The organism is Pseudoalteromonas sp. C8 (assembly GCF_011378685.1).
GTDB classification, from domain to species: Bacteria; Pseudomonadota; Gammaproteobacteria; order Enterobacterales; family Alteromonadaceae; genus Pseudoalteromonas; species Pseudoalteromonas arctica.
This window is the reverse complement of record NZ_WTKT01000016.1, coordinates 35,124-55,424: the sequence shown is the minus strand read 5'-3', so window position 1 is coordinate 55,424 and position 20,301 is coordinate 35,124. Positions and strand designations below refer to the sequence as shown.

Sequence of the window (20,301 nt, the reverse complement as noted above, 5' to 3'; positions counted from 1 at the left end):
AAAGCAATTAACGCCTTTGAGGATTAATTGCTTTTTTGATCGACAGATTAAGAAACTGCGTATATTTTAGTAAATTAACGCTTTAAATTTTATAATACCAATTGCATTAAGTTAGTGATCTATTATAGCCCTAAGAAAATAGCGATAGATCGATCATGTTTTAACAATATTGGTATAAGTTACCCGCCAAAGAGAACACTGCCTTATATGACATCGCCCATCTTAATTACCGGCGCAGGCCAACGTATTGGTTTAGCGCTCGCTCAGCATTATATAGCCCAAGGGCAGGCTGTTATTATTACGTATCGTACTCGCCACAACGCTGTTGATAAATTAGAGCAACTAGGCGCTGTATGTATTTATGCCGATTTTAGTACCGATGACGGTATAAGTGCATTTATAAATACGCTTAAAGAGCATACAACATCGCTGCGCGCTATTGTTCACAATGCATCAAGCTGGGACTGCGAAGCTAACAATCCTGACTTTGCAGTACTGTTCGATAATATGATGCGTATACACGCCAAAACACCGTATTTAATTAATTTAATGTGCGCTGAGCTGCTTATAAACTATCAGCAAAGTGAAAAAGTACCTGCTGATATAATTCACCTTACTGATTATGTAGTTGAAACAGGCAGCCCTAAACACTTAGCTTATGCAGCAAGTAAAGCAGCTCTCGATAACTTAACTAAATCGTTTAGCGCTAAATATGCGCCAAACATAAAAGTGAACTCGGTTGCTCCATCACTCATTATTTTTAATGAACATGACGATGAGCAATATCGAGCTAAGACCCTTAAAAAATCATTAATGGGCATTGAACCCGGATGCCAAGAAATTATCAATAGCATTGATTTACTATTACAAAGCCACTACATCACAGGGCGCTCTTTGCCTGTTGATGGCGGCCGTCATTTAAAGTAAATATAAATAAACTGAGATATTTATGCACAATGAATTAAAAGAAAGTTACGAAAAAATCATCACCGCAGTAGGCGAAGATGCTAACCGCGAAGGCTTACTTGATACGCCAAAACGTGCTGCAAAAGCAATGGAATATTTAACGCAAGGGTATCGTCAAACGCTTGATGAAATAACTAATAAAGCGGTATTTACATCTGACGCTGACGACATGGTGTTAGTGCAAGACATAGAGCTTTACTCTATGTGTGAGCATCATTTACTACCTTTTATTGGCCGTTGCCATATTGCTTATATTCCAAACGGTAAAGTATTGGGCTTGTCTAAATTTGCACGTATTGTTGATATGTTTTCACGCCGTTTTCAAATTCAAGAACAGCTAACGCATCAAATCGCTAAAGCAGTTGAAGAAGTTACTGGCGCTAAAGGTGTGGGCGTTATTGTTGAAGCAAAACACATGTGTATGATGATGCGTGGTGTAGAAAAGCAAAATTCAAGCATGCGTACATCAGTAATGTTAGGTAACTTTAGAAGCGACCCTAAAACACGCAACGAATTTTTGCAGCTTATAAAAGGTTAACCCTATGGCTAATGCAATTATTAACGTTACTAATTTGCGCCTGCGTACGTTTATTGGCTTTAACCCCGATGAGCGTGAAAAAAAGCAAGATGTAGTGATCAACCTAGAGATTCACTACCCTGCTGATGACGCGTGTAAAACGGATGAAGTTGACCAAGCACTTAATTATAAAGTGATCACCAAAGAAGTAATTAGCTTAGTAGAGCAAGGCCACTTTTTACTGCTCGAAAAATTAGTGGCTGAAATTCTTGCGGTTTGTCACTCACACCCAAGTGTTCATTACGCTAAAGCACGTGTTGATAAACCGCATGCACTGCGTTTTGCCGACTCGGTGTCGTTAACGCTTGACTGGGCTAAATAAGGCCTTAAAAAACTTATTTAAAAAAGCTTTTCGAATCCTACGGCAAGGGCGATAACCGCTAAATAGCGCGCGCCTTTGCCTAGTGTTACTAACAGTAAAAAGGTGTTAAATCGCACTTTAAATATGCCTCCAATCACCGTTAATGGGTCTCCCACAACCGGTAACCAAGCAAATAACAAACTATATACACCATATTTATTAAATTGCTTTTGTGCGTTATCAAGCCCTTTTTGCGATACCGGAAACCATTTTTTATCTTTAAAACGCAGTACCTGCGTGCCTAACCAGTAATTAACGCAGCTTCCCAATACATTTCCAAGTGTTGCTACGCACCACATAAGCCATAAATTAACTTTACCTTGGGCAATCATCCCCACCATTATCACCTCAGAAGAGCTAGGCAGTAATGTGGCAGATATAAATGCGCTAATAAATAACGTGAGATAAAGCATAATGTCCTTATGGCTAAACGTAAAAACCCAGCCTATAGCTGGGTTTATAATACCAATTTTATTAAAAACATGATCATTCTAGCGTATTAAATAACTCACTAACTACGTTAAAAATTATTTATATAGAACAACTATGTATCATAATTTTAGCCTTGTTATTGAGCTATTTTCTTATCGCTATAATAGATCACTAATTTAATGCAATTGGTATAAAAATAAACTGAGGTTTTATTTTATCAAATTTAAACTAAACGGGTAATTAAACTCTTTACCTTCGTTAGCTTTAATACTCGCCATTACAACCATTACAAACCCAAAAATTGCCACTATAGGTAGTAATATTAAGCCTACTGCTACAAACATCAGTAAAAAACAAACTACATATGCAATTGCCATCGTTATTTGAAAGTTAAGCGCCTTTTTACCGTGCACGTCAACAACTGGCATCTCATCTCTTTTAATTAACCACACAATTAATGGCCCAATTATTGAGCCAAACGGCACAATAAATCCGGCAAGCGCACTCAAATGGCATAACATAGCCCACATACGGTCATCTTTATTAACTGGTTCAACCTGTTGATTTTCTTCCATAACACTCTCCTTTTTGTTTTATGTATGTTGCCTCTTAACTAAACAAATGTCTACAAATCAACCAACGTATTTGTATTTAAAAATCACAGCGTGAAATCTTGTGATAAAAAAGTGATAAGTTTGTGAGAGTTTCTGGAGACGATTATTCAATACTTAACTCGAATCATCACTTACAGGAATAATAATGAAAACTTCTACATTAACAATTGCAATTCTTTTAGCGGCAGCTAGCCAATCGACTATGGCCGCAGAATTAGACCTAAAAGTTACTAACCTAACCAAGGGTATTCACTTTACTCCACTGTTAATTACAGCACACAACAGCGAAGACACACTATTTGAAGTCGCAACGCAAGCATCTACAGCATTACAAACAATGGCTGAAGGCGGCAATATTGCAGAGCTAGTTGCACAAGCAGCTGCAGCGGGCAGTGATATGGCTGCAAATCCAGCTGAAGGTTTACTTGCACCAGCCGCATCTACAACGGCAACACTAACAACTACTGACGGTAACGAGTACCTATCTTTAACTGCAATGATGCTACCAACTAATGATGGCTTTGTAGGCTTAAACAGCTGGAAAATCCCAACAGAAGCGGGTACTTACACAATTAATTTAAATGCTTACGATGCAGGCACAGAACAAAACAATGAGCTTGTAGTTGAAGGCTCTGGCGCTCCAGGTACTCCGGGGATTCCTGCGGCTCCAGGTGGCGACGCTGGCACTGGCGGTACAGGTATATTAAGTGGTGATACAAATACAAGCATCCATATTCACCCAGGTAGCTTAGGTGATGACGATTTAGAAGCGGGTAATAGCGATTTAAGTAATACAGTACACAGATGGTTAAACCCAGTGGCGCAATTAACCGTTACAGTTAAGTAGGAGCATGATTATGTCATCTGCTAACAACCTTAAAAAAAGTCTACTAGTGCTTGCACTTGCAACCACACTTGCAGCGTGTAGTGATAATGATAACGACCCAGTGGTTGAAGAGCCGGTCGTTGTTGAGCCAATTGTTGTAGAACCTGTGATCAGTGAGTTTACTATTACTTTTAGTAACTTAACTGCAGGACAGCCTTTGTCACCACTCTCTGTCATTGCTTTTGAAGATGAAGCACCTTGGACATTCGGTACAACAGCTTCTGTTGGTTTAGAAATGCTTGCAGAAAGCGGTGCAAATGAAGAATACCTCAGCTACGAAAGTGCACTTGCTGCAGTTTCAGCTGAAGGCGCTATTGGCCCTGGTGAAACCACCACAGTAATCATTACTGTTGAAGAGCAAGAAACGCTTAATTTGTCATTTGCTGCCATGCTTGGGAATACAAATGATGCTTTTACCGGTCTTAGTTCTTTAGATGTATCAACATTAGAAGTTGGCGGTTCGTTATCACGCACTACGACTGCTTATGATGCGGGTACGGAAGCAAATACAGAAACAGCTGAAACTGTGCCAGGTCCTGCCGCTAGCGGTGAAGGGTTTAACGAAATACGTGACGATACAGCCGATATAATAACAATGCATCCAGGCATTGTTTCAAATCAAGATGGATTATCTACATCTGCACTTGGTGTTGAACATAAGTTTGATAACCCAGTATCGAAAATAGTAATTACGCGCACGCAGTAACGTTCCAGCTTGTAATGGGGAAGTAAGGGAGCACGGATGCCCCCCTTTTTACGAGGTAATACATGCGTCACGAAAAAATATTAGTAGTAGAAGATGACAGAGAAATAGGTAAGTTAATTACCACGCAGCTAACGTCGCTTAACTTACATGTTGATCATGTTGTAAGCGCAGAACTTGCCTTAAAAAAAATAGCTAAGCATCCCTACGGACTTATTTTACTCGATATAAACTTACCCCAAATGGATGGTTTGAGCTTATGCCGAAAAATAAAAGAGCATTACCCAACTACCTCCGTAATTTTACTCACCGCGCTGAGTAGCGATATGGACAGAGTTATTGGCCTTGAAATGGGCGCCGATGATTATATTTGTAAACCCTTTTTTGCACGCGAATTACAAGCCAGAGTAAAAACCCAATTACGCCACAGAGCACAGCTACTCGCTAGCCAAAATAACGACAACTCCCCCGTTGATAGCGAACAAACACTAAATGTAGGCTCACTCAATATAGAATTTAGTTCGCACCAAGTGTATTTAGGCAAGCAAGCCCTTAACCTTACCGCCACCGAATTTGATTTACTCGTTTACTTTGCACGCCATCCTAATCATGTTTTTAGCCGCCAGCAGTTACTCGATAAAGTATGGGGTTACCAACACAGTGGGTACGAGCATACGGTTAATTCACATATAAACCGCTTACGTGCCAAGCTAGAAGAACACCAACAAGCGCCTATCATCGAAACAGTTTGGGGTGTTGGTTACAAACTAAACCCTAGCCAACTCAATTAAGACACCTATTATGAAATTATCTTTGTATCAAAAATTAGCTATATCGCTAGTCGTGATTTTTTGTTTTATTTGCGCCCTAGTTTACGGCTGGAGCAAGCAATTAGAACTGACTTCAAAACACCACGCCGAACAAAATCTGCACTTAGCGTTAGCGGAACATTTAGTACAAGATAACCCATTAATAAAAGAAGGTGTTTACGACTATAAAGCGCTTGAAAACCTCTTCCATACCTTAATGTTATTAGGTCCTGCGTTTGAATTTTATTTTGTAGACGAAACCGGAAAAATTCTTACTTACTCAGCAAAGCCGGGTAAAGTTAAACGCACGCATATTAGTTTAACGCCTTTAAAAAGGCTGATTAACGACCCAAGCGCTGCACCTATTTATGGTGATAATCCTCGTAATAAAGAGCAACAAAAAATATTTTCAGCCGCGCCAGTATTTAATCAAGATAAGCTACAAGGTTATTTATATGTAATTATTGGTGGTGAGGCTTACGATACCTCACTAAGCACTGTAAAAAATAATGATAAGTTATGGCTAGCTGCTTTATGGCTTGGCTCTGCACTCGCATTTTTATTTATTGCGATGCTAATTTTACTACGTTTTTTTACCAACCCAATTCAGCGCTTAGCACGCGATGTTAGTAATATTGAAGCCGCTAACTACAGCCTTACCGACACCAAGCTAAGTAACTATTCAACGCAAAAAAGTAACGAAGTGCATAGTTTAGGGCGAAGTATTCAAGCCATGCTAACGCGTATTAATGAGCAGTTTAAAGCGCTTGAACAAGGCGATAAACAACGCAAAGAGTTGCTAACTCATCTATCGCACGACCTACGTACACCACTTGCTTCACTGCAGGGGTTTTTAGAAGTATTAAATCAGTCGGGCGAGCAGCTAAGTAAACAAGAGCAGCAAGAATACTTGCAGGTATCGCTTAATAATTGTGGGCAATTAAAGCTACTCATAGAGCAAATATTTGAGCTTGCTCACTTAGAAAATGGCGAAATAAGTATAAATAAAGAAACCTTTAATTTAGGTGAACTCATTTACGATTGCATGGCAAAATTTAGTTTAGCCGTTGACAAAAAAGGCATTAGTTTGTCGGTAGAACCTGCGATTTGTGATTTTCCTGTGGTTGCCGATATAGCTAAATTAGAGCGCGTGTTAAGTAACTTAATTGATAATGCAATTAGGCATACCCCTCGCGGCGGCAGCATTGCAGTACATGTAAAACGCAGTGACGATAATCAACTATTTGTGCATGTATCAGACACGGGCGTAGGCATAAAAGAAGATGAGCTGAATGCTATTTTTGATCCGCACTACCAAGCAAGTAATTCTAATAAAGAAGGGCGCCAGCAAGGTGGTTTAGGATTGGCTATTTGCAGAGGGTTATTAAAACTGATGGATAGCGAAATTTACGTACAAAGTGAAATTGGTAAAGGCACTATGTTTAGCTTTAACTTGCCACAAAAAAAGGTGCTTTCTTAAAAAGCACCTTATTGAGTTAAATCTATTTAAATATTAATTACTTTTTAATACCCGCTAAATCAAGCATAAATGCATAGTTTAGCGCGGTATCTTCTAAGCGTTTAAAGCGACCCGATGCACCACCGTGCCCTGCTTCCATATCTATTTTAAACAATAACTTATTGTCATCAGTTTTATAGTCACGCAGCTTAGCAACCCATTTTGCAGGCTCAAAGTATTGAACTTGTGAATCGTGCAAGCCAGTCGTTACTAACATATTAGGATATGCTTGCTTAGTTACTTGGTCGTATGGCGAGTACGACAGCATGTAATCGTAATACGCTTTTTCGTTCGGATTACCCCATTCGCCGTATTCATTTGTTGTAAGCGGAATACTCGCATCAAGCATCGTTGTCACTACATCTACAAACGGTACCGCAGCAACCATGCCTTTATAAAGCTCAGGCGCTTGGTTTGCTACTGCGCCCATTAATAAGCCACCAGCACTGCCACCTAACGCAAATATTTCATCTTTTGCGCCATACTTTTGAGAAACCAGTGCTTTAGTTACGTCAACAAAGTCGTTAAATGTATTCTTTTTAGTGAGTAGCTTGCCGTCTTCGTACCAAGGTCGACCTAGCATTTGCGATCCACGTACATGGGCAATTGCAAATACAAAGCCACGGTCTAACAAGCTCAAACGTGAGCTTGAGAACGTTGGATCCATGGTAGCGCCATAAGAACCGTAACCATATTGCAGTAGCGGGTTAGTGCCATCTTTTTTAAACGCATCTTTACGGTAAACTAAGCTTACCGGTACTTTAATGCCATCGCGTGCTGTTACAAAAATACGCTCTGAAGCGTAATTGTCAGCATCAAAATCACCTAATACAACCTGTTGCTTAAGAAGCGTTTTATCGCCAGTCGTTAAATCTACATCGTACGATGAGCTTGGAGTGGTCATGCTTGTGTAGTAAACACGTAGCGTGCTGCTATCTATATCGTTATTGCCATAAGTACCAATTGTATAAGCGCTGTCGTTAAAGCTCAGTGGTAACTCTTTACCCGTTTTTAAATTACGCGCAATCAACTTTGATTGGCCCATTTCACGTTCTTGATAAACTAAGTAGTCATTAAATAAATCAATGCCTTCTAGTTTAATATCATCGCGCGCTGGGATCACACTTTGCCAATTTGCTTTGTCGCTTGCTTTATCAATATCAACTTTCATCAGCTGAAAATTTACAGCATCTAAGTTAGTTACAATGTAGTAAGTATTCCCTAGTTTAGAAATCCCATATTCAAGCCCTGCTTCGCGTTCAATTAAGCGTTTAGGCATTGCTTTGGTATCATCAGCACTTAATACCGATACGCCTGATGCGGCCGTGCTGCTGTGCCAAATATAAATTTCTGACTCATCTTTGCTTTTACTCATACCCATGTAGTAACTGGTATCAGTCTCTTCGTATATTAGCTCGTCATCAGCTTGCGGTGTACCTAATGTATGACGATAAACTTGGTAACCTAGTAGAGTTTGTAAATCTTTTTTAATGTAGTAAACCGTTTTATTATCGTTTGCCCACACAATGCCACCGTTAGTGCCTTCAAGTGTGTCTTCGAGTAATTTACCGGTAGTTAAGTCTTTTATTTTTATGCTATAAATACGACGGCTAACAGTATCTTCGCCATAAGCCATTAAATTGCCATTCGGGCTTACATCTAAGCCACTTACCGCATAATAATCATGACCTTTAGCAAGCTCATTTACATCTAAAATAACTTGCTGATCGGTACCTGCAAAATCGCTGCTGCGTAAGTAAGTAGTGTATTCGTTATCGCCACGTGTTTGCGATGAGTAAAAATAATCACCGTTTTTAACTGGGACTGAATCATCGTCTTTTTGAATACGCCCTTTTAACTCTTCAAACAACTCGCTTTGCAGTGTTTTAGTATGTGCAAGCATTGCATCAGTGTATGTATTTTCAGCTTCTAAATAGTTAATTACCTCTGGTGCTTTACGTTCATCATCACGCAGCCAATAGTAATCATCTATACGTGTGTCACCATGAATAGTCATTTCATGTGGCACTTTTTTAGCAACCGGGGCAACAGCTTGGACTACTTGAACTGTTTTAACTTGTGTATTATTTTTTTGAGTTTCTTCTGGGGCTTGGTTACAGCCACTTAAAATAGCGAGTGATAGTGCAGCGAGTGCGAATGGGGTACGTTTCATCAGTCAAAGTCCTTGTTATATTTTATTTTTTATTAAGTAATTAAATATACCTAAAAATAACCTGTGTTGTGATTTAGTTTGTGAAGCTATGTAAAATAAATCAACGTGATTCCTCTTTTCTTAATAAGCCTACATCAGGTACTCTGTAGATATATAAATCACTTTTAGGCTCAACTGATTAAGGGTAGTAATGAATAGCGAAGTAATTAACATTTTAACTATGGCAAAAGTAATTCAAACGGCCGTTGCTCCCGTATTTTTAATCACAGGTATAGCAGCAACTTTAGGTGTTTTATCTAATCGCTTAGCACGAATTACCGACAGAGCGCGCTTATTGGAGAGAAGATTAAAAGTAAATACAGATGACGATTTTAATAAGTCGCTAGCAACAGAGCTGCGCGCCTTATTAAAAAGATCTCGATGTATACATATTGCTTTCAGCTTAAGCGTATTAAGCGCCTTACTTGTATGTGCTGTGGTTATGTTTTTATTCTTGTCGCACATTCAATCAATTAACTTAAGCGTGACCATTGCTTGTTGTTTTGTAGCAGCGATGGCATTGCTTATATGTGCATTTATTTCGTTATTAGGTGAAGTATTTTTAGCAACCCGCAGCATGCGACGAGGCATGATATTTGCCGATATAGGCATTAATGATTAACTTTTCATTAAATCCGTCGTATTCGCTTGAATAAAAACGACGTTACATACAAGATATTAAATTAGGAATAATACTCAACAGGGGCAAACTATGAAATTTAAAAAAATATTAGCAGGTATAGCATTAGCTACATGTGCACTTAGCGTATCGGCAAATTCTGCATTTAAAGAACCAAGTGACGCGATTGAATACCGCCAAGCAGCGTTTTCAATGATTTCAGTGCAAATTGGTGACATGGGCGCAATGCTAAAAGGTAAAGTACCTTTTGACGCAGAGCAATTTAAAATGCGTGCTAACAACGCTGCTGCACTTTCAAAAATGCCATGGGAAGCGTTTTACGAAGGAACAGATAAAGGCGACACAGCTGCACTTGCTGCTGTTTGGGCCGAAAATGCAACCTTTGTTGAAAAAGCGAATGCTTTTGCAGCAAATGCAGATAAGCTAGCGTTAGCAGCCCAATCGGGCGATAAAGCCGTAATTGGTAAAGCTTTTGGCGCATGGGCTAAAGGCTGTAAAGATTGCCATAAGCAATTTAAAGATTAATTATTGTTGTAGCCAGTTTAACAACAATAAATAAATAGATAATAAAAAGCACTGAGCGTTAATAACGGTCAGTGCTTTTTTTATGCTTTTTATCTACGAGACCTTAGCAGCTCGGCTTTTAAAAGGGCGCTTAAATAACGCACCAATATCGCCTAGAATAATATATAAACACGGTACTAATATAAGCGTTATTAACGTTGCAAACATAACAGCAAAGCCAAGTGCTACTGCCATAGGTATTACAAACTTAGCCTGCAGGCTTGTTTCAAACATAATAGGTAATACACCAGCAAAGGTTGTTATAGACGTTAATAGTATTGCTCTAAAGCGGGCACAACCAGCTTCTATTACTGCATTTTTAACGCTAACACCTTCGCGGCGAACTTGGTTTACATAATCTGTCATTACAAGTGAATCATTTATAACAACACCTGCTGCGGCAATTAAGCCAAATCCCGACATTAAGCTCATATCTAAATCAAACCAGTAATGACCCCAAATAGCCCCGGTTAAACTAAACGGAATAACCGACATTACAATAAGCGGTTGTGAATAGCTTTTAAGCGGCACAGCTAGCAGTATGTATACTAAAATCATTCCGCCAATAAAAAACATTATTTGCTCATTAGCTTGAGCTTGCTGCTCTTCTATTGCGCCACCAAGCTCTGATTTAACACTTGGGAATTCTTCTATTAGCTGTGGCAGTAGATTTTCTTTTACTTGCTTAACCACTTCGCCTGGCTCAATTTGCTCTTCATCAATATTGCCATAAACATACACGGTACGGTAACCACCTTCACGGCGTATATAGCTAATACCTGGCGTTTCTGTTAGCTCTACTACATCACCAAGAAGTACTTCTCGCCCTTGTGGGGTAGTAACAACGGTGTGTTTAAGCGATGAAAATGCCTCACGAGTCAGCTTAGGGTAACGTACCATTACGCGTACTTCTTCGCCGTTTCGGATTACACGCTGTGCTTCGCCACCATAAAAACTAGCACCCACTTGATTTGCAATGCCGGCTAAATCTAAGCCTAAATCGTAAGCAACGGGTTTAAGGCTCATTTGCACTTCTTTGCTTGCAGGGTCGATGGTTGAGCTAATATCAAACAACCCTTTTTGCTGTTGAAGTAATTGAATAAAACGACGACCCGCTTGATTTAAAGTATCTATGTCTGAGCCATACAGTAAATAGCCAAACTCGCCGCCGCCATTACCACCGCCGCCACCAACATCGTCTTGAATAGTTAACGACTTAATACCAGCAATAGTCGGCATAGCCTCACGCCAGCGACGCGAAAGTTCAAATGCATTGTATGGACGTGAATCTTCGTCAACTAATGGAGCTAGTAACTGCGACTCGGTTCTGCCTTGATTAAATACCAATACATCACGAATAATCTTTTGGCCAAACTCACGTTCTGTTTCTTCATCGACTCTAAGTACCATAGCTTCTATTTCACGAATAGCAGCAATGGTTTGTAAGTCAGAAACGTTGTCGTTCATTTCTACTTGAATTTGTGGAAAGTCGTGCGGCACTTTAGGAGTTGGAACTGTACGTACTTTATTAGACGTAATAAGTGCAATACTGATTATAAACATTGCAATAAAAGCAAACAAAACAGTCCAGCGCCAATCAACACACTTAGCAATAAAACGTTTATATGGGCCATTTACGAAACCAAAAAAGCGTGTATTGAAGCGATCGCGCCAACCACCTTTTTTAATCGGCGAAAAGTGCGTATGAGCAATGTGAGCTGGCAGTATCAGCTTTGATTCAATCAAACTAAATACTAAACACAGCATTACTACAACGGCTATACCATAAAAGAAGGCACTTTCTGGCCCGCTCGACATTGTGAATGGTGCAAATACAGCAATTGTTGTTAACACACCAAAGGTTGCTGGGGTCGCGACTCGGTTAGCGCCACGCACAACATTTTCTACACCACCGCCGCTTTTTTCAACTTCGGTGTAGGCAGCTTCCCCTATCACTATGGCATCATCCACCACTATGCCGAGCACCATTATAAAAGCGAATAACGAAATAATATTAATGCTAATGCCAAATAGTGGCATCATCATCATGGCCCCTAAAAAACAAACAGGTAAGCCAATCATTACCCAAAGTGCTAGTTTAAAACGCAAGAATAACGACAACATAATTGCCACCAAAATAGCACCTTGAAACAGGTTAGCTTTCATCATATCAAGGCGAGCATTTAGGTAGTAGGTCATATCCATTAATGGCTCTAATCGAATACCTGGCGGTAGTTGCTTATTTTTTTGATCAATAAACGCTTTAACCGAATCCGCAACGGGAATCATGTTTTGCTCTTGCGTTGCTTTTACCGACATATAAACGGCATTTTCACCGTTAAACTTAAAGTAGCGCTCACCTTCAGTAAATTGATCTTTAATAACTGCAATATCTTGCAGTAAAACTTTAGCGCCATACTCACCAATTTTTACCGGAATTTGTCTAAATTCATCACCTGAGTAAAACTGGTTTTCTACTCGAACAGAAATAACACCTGCATCTGTTTTTAACTGCCCAGCAGAGAAGTTAGCTGAGTAACGACGTACCGCATTCATAACATCACTAAGGGTTAAATTATATTGGCGAAGCGTATCAGGCTCTATTTCAATAGCAATTTCATCAAGCGGTACATCGTTTACAACCAAAGATACGTTAGATAGCTGTAGTAACTCATCCTCTATTTGGTTTGCTATCGGCTTAAGCTCCGTAAGCGGTAAGTCAGCAACCAGTGTCATGCCTATTACATCTTGCCTAAACTCAACCTGACTTATGGTGACCGGTTCCATACCAGCCGGAAAAGTCGCAATACCATCAACACGCAACTTTACTTTATCAAGCACATCGGTAAGTTTGGCATCGGTGTTTATTTCTAGGCTGGCTGTACCGCCATTTCTAAACGCGCGATACACACCTTTTTTAATTTCGGTTATATCTTTAAGCGACTCTTCAACTTTTATAAGAATACTTTCTTCTATTTCCTGAGGAGAGGCACCGGGATAATTAGCCTCAATATTAATGTAGTTAATCTCTACATTAGGAAACATTTGGCGCTGAATCGTAAAGTAGCTTATAGCCCCCATAATCATGATAAACACCATCATTAAATTAGCGGCTACTGAATTATTAGCAAAGTAGGCAATTAGCCCTGTTTGTTTTTGTTGTATTGACTCGCTCATAACTATTACACCCTACAGCTGTTGCGTGTTTGAAGTGCTCGTTTCTGAGCTTTCAGGTTTTGCAGCTACACCTGCAATTTTAACCTGCATTCCTTTTTGCGGGTATTCAGGTAAAGTAATAACGAGTTTGTCATCGGCATTTAAACCACTGCTAATATAAAAATACTCACCCTCTTCTCGAATAACCGTTACTTTGCGAGGCTCTAGTTCTTGATTTTCGTTTACTACCCACACAGTTTGGTTGTTAACCAAAGCTTGCGGTAAACGGTAAATATTATTAAGCATTGCACCTGCAAAATTCACCTGTACGTAGCTGCCAAACTTAATGGCTGGTTGTATGTTTTTAAGACCGTATGGGTCTTCTATACGCACTACTAGACTGCTCATACGCGTAGCGTTATCAACAATCCCTAGGTCGCGGTCAATTACACCTTCACGGGTGAAGCTGTTTAGGCCCTTTTGAATAATCGTCGCGGTAATGCCTTTAATACGCTCTGGTAAAAAAACGCTATCGAACCCTGCTATAGGAATAATCACTTCAGCAGTTTCAATATTATTGAGCTCAGCAACTTGCGAACCCATAGTGACAAATTGACCAACACCTACATTTCGGCTAATAACCAATGCATCGTAAGGGGCTGTTACTTCACAATTATCTAAGTCACGTTGTGCACGTTTTAATGCAGCTTGCGCCGACTTTACAGATGCCTGCGCACTTAACACTTGAGGCTTACGTAAAAATAAGTCGGTACGCGCTTTACTTGGAAAACGCTTTGCTTCATCTGCGGCCACTTGAGCTTGGGCCTGCTCTTCAATCAAGCCTGCTTGTGCACGAGCAATTTCTGCCTCTGCAACAAGTACTGCTGCTTCGTAGTTGTCTTTTTCGATAGTGAATAACGTTTCACCGCGAGCAACGATGCCGCCGGCTACAAAATTAGGATGCCAACTTAACACTTCACCCGACACCTGCGCTGAAAGCTGTGTACTTTCAAGAGGCTTTACTTCACCGTAGCTATTAATAATAACTTGATGATCGTTTGCAGCCACTGGCTCAACTTCCACTGTTGGACGAGTATCAATTACTTCTTTTTTTTCTGGCTCTTGTGCAATGGCATTTATTCCCATAAAGCCAACAACACCAACAATTAGCGCTACAAATGGAAAAACCCATCTAAGTGAATTTGTTTGCATATCCTATTATCCCCAAAATTCTATTAACGTCATAATACCAGAGCCTTATGAAACATTAAGGTGACATTTGTAAGCAACTGTTACAAATGCGTATATTAATAGATAAAATAAAGGAAGTAGCTTAAAAAAACGACTAGTATAATAATAAAAAACAAGCAGTTGGTATGATTTTGAAATGAATAATTAAACCTTGTTCCTTGTCAAATATAAAGCTCCTAATTAAATATAAATAGTGCCTTTTAAATACCTTACAGCATGCCCCGTTAAGGTGACGGTTGTATCACCCACTTCACATAGTAAATACCCGCCTCTGCTTGAAGCCTGATAAGCGCTTAACGTAGTTTTACCCAATTGCTGCGCCCAGTAAGGTGCCAAGCCAGTATGAATAGAGCCTGTTACATAATCTTCGTCGCCACCGCTTGCAGGCCAAAAATAACGAGATATAAAATCATATTCAGCACTTGCAGCAGTGGCCACTACATCAAGTGGATAAAGCGTTTTTAAAAGCTCTGAGCTAGTTTTTAATTCAAGTATTTGATCGGCGTTTTCATAAATAACAAAGTAGGCTTGGCGATTTTTAAGCACTTTACTCGGTTGCATAGACAGGCCATCAAGCAGTTGCTGAGGCACATTTTGCACTTCAACCGGTGCTTGTTTTGGAAAGGTCATTGCAAAGCTGCCATCAGCGTTTTTATTAACGATTAGCTCGCCCACCGCATCAGCAATAAAGCGAATTTGCGATATGTTATGCTCTTCACATAAAACATAGGCAGCCGCAAGTGTGGCGTGACCACAAAAATCGATTTCCATTAACGGCGAAAACCAACGAATAACAAAACTGCCATCGTCTTGCAGGCAGGTAAAAGCAGTTTCAGATACGTTATTCTCAGCGCCAATCTTTAGCATTAAATCGTCACTTAACCACGATTCTAGTGGGATCACTGCTGCATAGTTACCTTTAAATAACTCATTCGTAAACGCATCAATTTGATGAATAGCTAATTGCACTTTAATCCCCTAAACTATTTTATATACACGCTGAAGGTAAAATTTCTTTTGGTACTGTTGTTTTATTTTCGCCAACCGCTTGCATGCCAGTTACCGGTTCGTCAAACCCACATAACCACGCAATCGGGCTTGTAGGGCTTCCCGTTACAACTGCGGGTCTGAATGTTAAAACTGTATTTTGCAAAAGCTGTGAAGCTTTATTACCCAAGCTAATATGAATAGCACCATTATCAACTGTAATACCTGTTACTCGATTGCCAATCAAAAATTTACTTGCAGGCACACCTACTTGTTCATTACTTGCTGGAAAACGCCTGTTTTCAAGATAATAAACCGTAACGTCTTCTCTAATGGCAGCTGCCATTGCAAGTGGGTCAACAAGTTCTGCTCGTTGTATATACTTACTGTATTGAGGTAGCGCAACCGCAGCTAAAATACCAATAATGGACACCACCACCATCAACTCTATTAACGTAAATCCTTTTGTTCTCATAGCACTTCTCCTAGCATAAATAGTGGTTGATAAGCCGCTCTCACAAATAAGCAAATAGACACAACAATGACCAAACCATAAACAATAACGAGCTTACTTATAAAGCTTTTAATATGTGTATTAAGTAACTTTAGCTGCTGCTTTAATAACGCTTTAAATTCTTCTTGGGTTTCTAAACCTAGCAGCTCGCATTGAGCTAAGTGCTGGGTTTGAGGTGTAGAGGCTTTAACACCCTTTTTATGATTACTTGGAAATAATAGCGTGGTAATTAAAGAGTTATGCTCATTAATTAATTGACGAGGAATAAGAAATTTAAATAAACCCGAAAAAGGCTTTAGCTCTGTGAGAGCACTTACATTTTTTAGCTTTAAAATAACGGTAAAAATAACACTCAGCAATAAAACGAGTAAAATAATTGGCACATACCAGTACGTAAAATAATCATCAAATACATGATTTAAAGAAACAGTATGCTTGCTATATATCTCAACAAAAGTAGGCACAACAAAAGACTGATACAACAAAGAGGATAAAACATAAATAACAAATACAATGGTTAAGTAACTAAGCCAGCCCTTGTGCTCAAACTTAAATTCGTTAACTAATTCCGGTAAACATTGATAATACGTAGCTTGCTTTTGCGATGTTGCCTCATCTTGAGATGCAATTTGCGTCACCAGATTATGCGCTAATTTACTATGCGACCCGCTATTGGCATACATATTTAAATGGGGCTGTGTACTCAGCTCATCTTTTTGCTCTGTACTTAGTGTTTTAGAGCTATTAACACGGCAAATATAGCCAAACTGATTCCAATTCATACTTTATCCTTTTATTAGATAAAGTAATTTGCCATAAATTAGGCTAAATAGGAACTTAAGTAGCTTGTTTTTAAGCCATTACAGGCCGCATCCTATAATATTGCATACAACCAAATTGCACAGCATTGGTAAGCAACAGCATAATAAACATAAGTAAGTGCGCCGTGCTTGGAGCCGCTGTTGTAAGCTCAACAACTAAGCCGCAAATACCAGCAATAAACTGCAAGCTAAAATAGCGCGCGCTTAAATTACTTACATTACCCGTACGCAATGTTTTATAAGTTTGCGGCATAACACGTACCGAACTCATCACAAGGCCAACATACGTTAAAGCGCTTAATACCGTTGCAGTATCGAGGCTTGAATTCAAAAGTAGTGAAAAGGGCAGTAACGAAAAACCTAGCATAGTAAACAACTGTACCCGTTCTCGTTTAGCTGCGTTATAACGTACAAAAAAATACAAAATAAGTCCGCTTAACGCACCGGTTACAATAAATGGTAACGCAATATAATAGCGCTCAAAGTAAATATTGTAGGTTATAAAATAAAGGCTTTGTGCTAACCCAAATGTCATCATCAATAGTGATAAACCTGAGACACTACGATTTTTTCGAATTTTGTTTAGTAATGGTAAAAAACTAAAAACCAAAATAAATGAAGACAATATAGGCAAATAATGCGCCAAAGCAACCTCGCTCGTTACATAAATGTTAATTAAACACGGAAATAAAAACATTTAATAAACATTTGTTTTAAAAGGCTTTTACTATGAGCGCGGCATTGTAGAGCCGCGTAAATTTAACTCAACTAAATAAGACATTCTTGTTTTAGGTACTGGCAAGCTAGGTATACAAAAACCGTAGAATTAAGTTCACAGTTTACCGGTTTAATAGAAAGCCTCACCACCAAACTATTAAATAAAAATGATAGTTGTTATCATGCGCAAGTCATTAATTGCTGTATATAAAACTACCTATGAGAAAAACTCTTTTTAAAATTCACAGTTGGATCGCTCTAATAGCTATCATTCCATTGATTGTTATTAGTATTACAGGGAGCGTATTAGTTTTTAAAAGTGAAATAGATGGCTTACTTATGCCAAGCAGCCACTTTGTTGTAAATGCACTGCCAGAGCGCATGCCAATCGACACGTTAATTGCCAAAACAGAGCATGCTTACCCTGAATATGTAGTAGGTAGTTGGGAAATATTTAACAATGATACAGCTGATCGGGTTTACTTAGTCAAGCGCGGCACAGAGCAATGGTATAAGTTTCATTTAAACCAGTATACGGGTGACATTTTGTCTGAACCTGTTGGTACCAGCCATTATTTTACCGATTGGTTTTTAGAACTACATTACACTTTTTTACTGAACGACTTTAAAAACCGGCCAGGGCAAACAGGCACTGTACTAGGCTTCTTTTTTGCTCTGTTTTTATTGGTATTAGGTATTACTGGGCTTATTATTTATCGTAAATTTTGGCAGCGTCTATTTAGTGTGCGCTGGCGTGCAACACTGCAAATTGTACTTAGCGACATTCATAAAATGACGGGGGTTATAGGATCTCCCATCATTATTATTTTAGCTATCACAGGTGGCTACTTTAACTGGGCGGTGTGGTATCACGAAGTTATTGAACACGCAGATGAAGAGCACTTTGTACTAACCAAAAACCTACACAGTAGCGATATTTTGTTTCAACGCATACTTGATGACAGTAAAAAGCAAATCCCCACTTTTAACGGTACGTTTTTAGTTATGCCACTCGAGCCTGACGAAAACATTACCTTATTCGGCGAAGTCGATACCGCCAACCCACTTGCTAGTGAGTATGCCAATACGGTTAGCTATAACAAGCTAACAGGCGAGCACATAGCTAACTGGGATATTCGCGAAGTAGGCGTTGGCTGGCAGGTAATTGATAGTTTTAGAAAACTTCATTTTGGCTACTTTGCAGGGCTAATAAGTAAAATACTGTGGTGCGTAATTGGTTTAAGCCCAGTGTGGCTAGCAGGTACTGGTTTTTACTTATGGTTTACTCGCCGAAAACGTAAAAAAAAATCACAAAAAAATCGCTCAAGTAAACGCAGTACAGCAAGTGCTTGATTAAAAACCCACCACATTGTAATGTAAAATTTAACAATGGAGTGGGTTTATGATGTTTTATAAAATAGCAGTCTGTATTACTTTTTTATATTTAGTTGGATGTAACACAACCAAGGTTCAGCAAGTAGAACAACAAGTAGGACTTGAACAACTATTAAACCATTCTTTGTTTAATAAACTCGACACACCTTCTGAGCACAGTATTTTTGAGTTACCGGATGCTGAAAAAGAAATGTTTTTAGCTTACGCCGAAAACCAAAAGCTATCCCAAATCCGTGATGACCGCATAATTTACAACTACCTCGAAAGCCACTTAGCTAACTTTAAATACCATGGCGATACACTTACTTCAGCTCAAACCTTAAAGCGTTCGCAAGGTAATTGCATTAGTTTAGCCATTTTAACGCAAAGCTACGCACAAGCTCTTGGGTTAGAAACAAGCTTTCAAGAAGTTACAAGTAAGCCCATATACGCAAAAGAAAATAATGTTGTTTATGTCGCTAATCACTTTAGAACAAAAGTATATGCTCCAAAAGTAGAGAAAAAAGATGATAATATAATTGAGTTTTTCAGAGCGGGAACCTTAATTGATTACTTCCCTACCCGTCGCAGTTTTTATTCAAGCAGCGCAGACTATAACGATTTAGTTTCTAAGTTTTACAGTAATTTAGCTGCAACAGCGCTAGCAGACAAACAGCTGGATATTGCTTACTCACTTATTTTACAAGCAAACAAATACACTCCCAATGATCCTGAATTATTTAATATAGCGGGCGTTTTGCATCGTCGGGCTGGTGATTTACAAAGCGCTAAAAACATCTATCAAACAGCACTTAGTAATAACGAAATAAGCATTAATTTAATCAGCAACTATCAGCTTTTAGCTAAAAAGTTAGGCGACAAAGAGCTTGTTAAAGAGCTCACCTCACAATTAGTTAATAAAGAAAAAGACCCATACGAATTACTAGTGATCGCTAAAAACAACTTACAAGCTGGCCATGCTCATCAGGCTAAAGCACACCTTGAGCAAGCTATTACTAAAGCGCCTTACATTGCTGAGTTATACTTGGAACTCGCAAAAGTTCGCTATCAACAAGGTAATATTAAACAAACACAAACCTTACTTGAGAAAGCAATTGAACTAGAACGTGATAATCAAAAACTCGATGTATATCAAGCTAAGTTACTATCCTTGCAGATGGATAAGTAACTTAGCCAA

The 20,301-nt window shown here is 39.1% G+C and carries 20 protein-coding genes; 11 read left to right on the top strand and 9 right to left on the bottom strand.

The window, feature by feature from the left end; translation table 11 throughout:
- Positions 1-207: 207 nt before the first annotated feature.
- The 3 genes from folM to folX are packed head-to-tail and all read left to right on the top strand — an operon-like array spanning position 208 to position 1,865.
- The gene (gene folM / locus GQR39_RS15055; protein WP_007580509.1) at positions 208-927 is read left to right on the top strand and encodes a dihydromonapterin reductase; all 720 of its coding nucleotides are present in this window, start codon (positions 208-210) and stop codon (positions 925-927) included.
- A 22-nt stretch (positions 928-949) separates the two neighbouring features.
- Complete coding sequence (gene folE / locus GQR39_RS15050) at positions 950-1,504, top strand: GTP cyclohydrolase I FolE (RefSeq protein WP_002962341.1); 555 nt, start codon at positions 950-952, stop codon at positions 1,502-1,504.
- A gap of 4 nt (positions 1,505-1,508) precedes the next feature.
- Complete coding sequence (gene folX, locus GQR39_RS15045) at positions 1,509-1,865, top strand: dihydroneopterin triphosphate 2'-epimerase (protein ID WP_007377309.1); 357 nt, start codon at positions 1,509-1,511, stop codon at positions 1,863-1,865.
- Positions 1,866-1,882: 17 nt separating this feature from the next.
- Here the strand turns inward: folX and GQR39_RS15040 are convergent, their stop codons facing one another.
- Positions 1,883-2,317 carry a YqaA family protein gene (locus GQR39_RS15040; protein WP_024607729.1) on the bottom strand — a complete coding sequence of 145 codons (435 nt, stop codon included), beginning with the start codon at positions 2,315-2,317 and terminating at the stop codon, positions 1,883-1,885.
- Positions 2,318-2,545: 228 nt separating this feature from the next.
- Positions 2,546-2,911 carry a DUF4870 domain-containing protein gene (locus tag GQR39_RS15035; protein ID WP_007580507.1) on the bottom strand — a complete coding sequence of 122 codons (366 nt, stop codon included), beginning with the start codon at positions 2,909-2,911 and terminating at the stop codon, positions 2,546-2,548.
- Between the two features lie 184 nt (positions 2,912-3,095).
- Between GQR39_RS15035 and GQR39_RS15030 the strand changes: the two genes are divergently transcribed.
- The 4 genes from GQR39_RS15030 to GQR39_RS15015 all read left to right on the top strand — a co-directional run bounded on the left by GQR39_RS15030 (position 3,096) and on the right by GQR39_RS15015 (position 6,828).
- Entirely contained in the window at positions 3,096-3,797 is a 702-nt protein-coding gene (locus GQR39_RS15030) for a spondin domain-containing protein (RefSeq protein WP_165726249.1), read from the top strand.
- A gap of 10 nt (positions 3,798-3,807) precedes the next feature.
- The gene (locus tag GQR39_RS15025) at positions 3,808-4,542 is read left to right on the top strand and encodes a spondin domain-containing protein (RefSeq protein WP_024607274.1); all 735 of its coding nucleotides are present in this window, start codon (positions 3,808-3,810) and stop codon (positions 4,540-4,542) included.
- Positions 4,543-4,604: 62 nt separating this feature from the next.
- Entirely contained in the window at positions 4,605-5,330 is a 726-nt protein-coding gene (locus tag GQR39_RS15020; protein WP_007580488.1) for a response regulator transcription factor, read from the top strand.
- A 10-nt stretch (positions 5,331-5,340) separates the two neighbouring features.
- Positions 5,341-6,828: a HAMP domain-containing sensor histidine kinase gene (locus GQR39_RS15015; protein WP_010554544.1), complete on the top strand. Its 1,488-nt coding sequence runs from the start codon at positions 5,341-5,343 to the stop codon at positions 6,826-6,828.
- Positions 6,829-6,865: 37 nt separating this feature from the next.
- Here GQR39_RS15015 and GQR39_RS15010 read toward each other — a convergent pair whose 3' ends face one another.
- Positions 6,866-9,040, bottom strand: a complete 2,175-nt coding sequence (locus GQR39_RS15010; RefSeq protein ID WP_165736027.1) for a S9 family peptidase — start codon at positions 9,038-9,040, stop codon at positions 6,866-6,868.
- A gap of 190 nt (positions 9,041-9,230) precedes the next feature.
- Here GQR39_RS15010 and GQR39_RS15005 point away from each other — a divergent pair, with 190 nt between their 5' ends.
- Positions 9,231-9,701, top strand: coding sequence for a DUF2721 domain-containing protein (locus tag GQR39_RS15005; protein ID WP_121953461.1), 471 nt, complete (start codon positions 9,231-9,233; stop codon positions 9,699-9,701).
- Between the two features lie 90 nt (positions 9,702-9,791).
- Positions 9,792-10,244 carry a cytochrome c gene (locus tag GQR39_RS15000; protein WP_165736026.1) on the top strand — a complete coding sequence of 151 codons (453 nt, stop codon included), beginning with the start codon at positions 9,792-9,794 and terminating at the stop codon, positions 10,242-10,244.
- Between the two features lie 93 nt (positions 10,245-10,337).
- On the opposite strand, the gene GQR39_RS14995 is transcribed toward GQR39_RS15000, so the two are convergent.
- From GQR39_RS14995 to GQR39_RS14970, 6 genes are all read right to left on the bottom strand, one after another.
- Positions 10,338-13,460 carry an efflux RND transporter permease subunit gene (locus GQR39_RS14995; RefSeq protein WP_165736025.1) on the bottom strand — a complete coding sequence of 1,041 codons (3,123 nt, stop codon included), beginning with the start codon at positions 13,458-13,460 and terminating at the stop codon, positions 10,338-10,340.
- Positions 13,461-13,472: 12 nt separating this feature from the next.
- Positions 13,473-14,651 carry an efflux RND transporter periplasmic adaptor subunit gene (locus tag GQR39_RS14990; protein ID WP_165736024.1) on the bottom strand — a complete coding sequence of 393 codons (1,179 nt, stop codon included), beginning with the start codon at positions 14,649-14,651 and terminating at the stop codon, positions 13,473-13,475.
- A 219-nt stretch (positions 14,652-14,870) separates the two neighbouring features.
- On the bottom strand, positions 14,871-15,659 hold the full coding sequence (locus GQR39_RS14985) for a PhzF family phenazine biosynthesis protein (protein WP_121953462.1): 789 nt from the start codon (positions 15,657-15,659) through the stop codon (positions 14,871-14,873).
- A 19-nt stretch (positions 15,660-15,678) separates the two neighbouring features.
- A complete protein-coding gene (locus GQR39_RS14980) occupies positions 15,679-16,152 on the bottom strand; it encodes a pilin (RefSeq protein ID WP_165736023.1) in 474 nt (157 codons plus the stop codon).
- Positions 16,149-16,973 (bottom strand): hypothetical protein, encoded by an 825-nt coding sequence (locus GQR39_RS14975; RefSeq protein WP_165736022.1) that lies wholly within the window; start codon positions 16,971-16,973, stop codon positions 16,149-16,151. Before GQR39_RS14975 ends, GQR39_RS14980 begins: the two co-directional genes overlap by 4 nt.
- Positions 16,974-17,043: 70 nt before the next feature.
- Entirely contained in the window at positions 17,044-17,658 is a 615-nt protein-coding gene (locus GQR39_RS14970) for a PQ-loop repeat-containing protein (protein ID WP_165736050.1), read from the bottom strand.
- A gap of 290 nt (positions 17,659-17,948) precedes the next feature.
- On the opposite strand from GQR39_RS14970, the gene GQR39_RS14965 reads away from it, so the two are divergent.
- Positions 17,949-19,082, top strand: a complete 1,134-nt coding sequence (locus GQR39_RS14965) for a PepSY-associated TM helix domain-containing protein (protein ID WP_165736021.1) — start codon at positions 17,949-17,951, stop codon at positions 19,080-19,082.
- 49 nt (positions 19,083-19,131) lie between these two features.
- Positions 19,132-20,292 carry a tetratricopeptide repeat protein gene (locus tag GQR39_RS14960; RefSeq protein WP_165736020.1) on the top strand — a complete coding sequence of 387 codons (1,161 nt, stop codon included), beginning with the start codon at positions 19,132-19,134 and terminating at the stop codon, positions 20,290-20,292.
- Positions 20,293-20,301: the final 9 nt, after the last annotated feature.

What these genes read in the sequence shown, in the direction of transcription:
- folM (WP_007580509.1), top strand. Translation starts at nt 208, where the DNA reads ATGACATCGCCCATCTTAATTACCGGCGCAGGCCAACGTATTGGTTTA.
- folE (WP_002962341.1), top strand. Translation starts at nt 950, where the DNA reads ATGCACAATGAATTAAAAGAAAGTTACGAAAAAATCATCACCGCAGTA.
- folX (WP_007377309.1), top strand. Translation starts at nt 1,509, where the DNA reads ATGGCTAATGCAATTATTAACGTTACTAATTTGCGCCTGCGTACGTTT.
- GQR39_RS15040 (WP_024607729.1), bottom strand. Translation starts at nt 2,317, where the DNA reads ATGCTTTATCTCACGTTATTTATTAGCGCATTTATATCTGCCACATTA.
- GQR39_RS15035 (WP_007580507.1), bottom strand. Translation starts at nt 2,911, where the DNA reads ATGGAAGAAAATCAACAGGTTGAACCAGTTAATAAAGATGACCGTATG.
- GQR39_RS15030 (WP_165726249.1), top strand. Translation starts at nt 3,096, where the DNA reads ATGAAAACTTCTACATTAACAATTGCAATTCTTTTAGCGGCAGCTAGC.
- GQR39_RS15025 (WP_024607274.1), top strand. Translation starts at nt 3,808, where the DNA reads ATGTCATCTGCTAACAACCTTAAAAAAAGTCTACTAGTGCTTGCACTT.
- GQR39_RS15020 (WP_007580488.1), top strand. Translation starts at nt 4,605, where the DNA reads ATGCGTCACGAAAAAATATTAGTAGTAGAAGATGACAGAGAAATAGGT.
- GQR39_RS15015 (WP_010554544.1), top strand. Translation starts at nt 5,341, where the DNA reads ATGAAATTATCTTTGTATCAAAAATTAGCTATATCGCTAGTCGTGATT.
- GQR39_RS15010 (WP_165736027.1), bottom strand. Translation starts at nt 9,040, where the DNA reads ATGAAACGTACCCCATTCGCACTCGCTGCACTATCACTCGCTATTTTA.
- GQR39_RS15005 (WP_121953461.1), top strand. Translation starts at nt 9,231, where the DNA reads ATGAATAGCGAAGTAATTAACATTTTAACTATGGCAAAAGTAATTCAA.
- GQR39_RS15000 (WP_165736026.1), top strand. Translation starts at nt 9,792, where the DNA reads ATGAAATTTAAAAAAATATTAGCAGGTATAGCATTAGCTACATGTGCA.
- GQR39_RS14995 (WP_165736025.1), bottom strand. Translation starts at nt 13,460, where the DNA reads ATGAGCGAGTCAATACAACAAAAACAAACAGGGCTAATTGCCTACTTT.
- GQR39_RS14990 (WP_165736024.1), bottom strand. Translation starts at nt 14,651, where the DNA reads ATGCAAACAAATTCACTTAGATGGGTTTTTCCATTTGTAGCGCTAATT.
- GQR39_RS14980 (WP_165736023.1), bottom strand. Translation starts at nt 16,152, where the DNA reads ATGAGAACAAAAGGATTTACGTTAATAGAGTTGATGGTGGTGGTGTCC.
- GQR39_RS14975 (WP_165736022.1), bottom strand. Translation starts at nt 16,973, where the DNA reads ATGAATTGGAATCAGTTTGGCTATATTTGCCGTGTTAATAGCTCTAAA.
- GQR39_RS14965 (WP_165736021.1), top strand. Translation starts at nt 17,949, where the DNA reads ATGAGAAAAACTCTTTTTAAAATTCACAGTTGGATCGCTCTAATAGCT.
- GQR39_RS14960 (WP_165736020.1), top strand. Translation starts at nt 19,132, where the DNA reads ATGATGTTTTATAAAATAGCAGTCTGTATTACTTTTTTATATTTAGTT.